1 protein-coding gene is annotated in these 1,255 nt (G+C 46.7%); it reads right to left on the bottom strand.

What is annotated here, in order from left to right:
* Nucleotides 1-30: 30 nt before the first annotated feature.
* A protein-coding gene (locus tag BLR44_RS28425) for an IS3 family transposase (RefSeq protein WP_410493152.1) occupies nt 31-1,190 on the bottom strand; the annotation gives its coding sequence in 2 pieces (ribosomal slippage) (nt 31-941 and nt 941-1,190; 1,161 coding nt in all).
* Nucleotides 1,191-1,255: the final 65 nt, after the last annotated feature.

Raw genomic sequence — 1,255 nt, 5'->3', positions numbered from 1 at the left:
TGGGTTTCCCCTGTTTGAGTGGATGAGGAGTTAAGCTACAGTAGTTGATAAATGTTGTGTCTGTAAAGCTTCATATTTTACTGGACTCAGATATCCTAGTGAGGAATGCCGACGCTTTCGGTTATACCACACTTCGATGTATTGAAAGATGTCCCTCTTCGCCTCGGCTCGTGTTGTATAGTGCCGATGATAGACTCGCTCCCTTTTCAACGTAGCAAAAAAGCTTTCTACTGGAGCGTTATCCCAGCAATTTCCTTTCCGGCTCATACTGCAACTTACTTCTGCCAGCGCCAAAAGCTGTTGGTACTCTTGGCTGGCATATTGACTACCACGGTCACTGTGGTGGAGTAATTCTGCAGTTGGCCTGCGATTTTTCAGCGCCATTTTTAAAGCATTTACCACTAGGCTACGCTCCAGGGTTGATTGCATTTGCCAACCCACCACCCGTCGAGAAAACAGGTCCAGTACCACAGCTAAGTAAAGCCAACCTTGTCCAGTCCAAATGTATGTGATGTCAGCCCCCCATTTCTCATCTGGTAATTCTGGTGCAAACTGACGGTCTAACAAATTTTCTGCTACTGGCATCTTATGCTTAGAATCCGTGGTGACTTTAAAGCGTCTCACCTTTTTTGCCTGAATGCCCTCTAGATGCATCAGACGGGCTATTCTATTTTCACTGCATGGCATGCCTCTAGCGGCTAACTCCTGATAAATTCGAGGGCTTCCATAAGTCTGACCACTGCCCTTATGTACTTCTTTGATGGCCATGACTAGCTTGCTGTTCTCCCTGTTGCGTCGGCTTTCTGGACGTTTGCACCAAGCATAGTAGCCACTGGGAGACACCTCAAGTACCCGACACATAGCCACTACAGAAAACTCGTCCCGGTGACTGTGGACAAATTGGTATCTCAGCTGGGACGAGTACTGAAGATACCGACGGCCTTTTTTAGGATCTGTACTTCCTCCTGGAGTCGTGCATTTTCGCGTTTAAGCCGAGCCACCTCCTCATCGCGCGGATTCCCTTTTCCAGGAAACGCTTTTTCGCCATTCTGGGTAAGTTGTCGCTTCCATTTACCAATCAGACTCGGATGTACGTCAAGATCTCGACTGGTCTGAGTTACACCATTCAACTCAGCTAATTGAACGGCTTGATCCTTGAACTCTCTAGTATAGTTTTTTCGATGTGACATATATTTCTCCCTTTAGTGAATAAGATAGTGCTTTTCCAATTATCCACTGAAACGGGGGAAGGTCA

The organism is Catalinimonas alkaloidigena (assembly GCF_900100765.1).
GTDB classification, from domain to species: Bacteria; Bacteroidota; Bacteroidia; order Cytophagales; family Flexibacteraceae; genus Mooreia; species Mooreia alkaloidigena.
The sequence above is the reverse complement of the archived record's forward strand: the minus strand, read 5'-3'. Positions and strand labels throughout refer to the sequence as shown.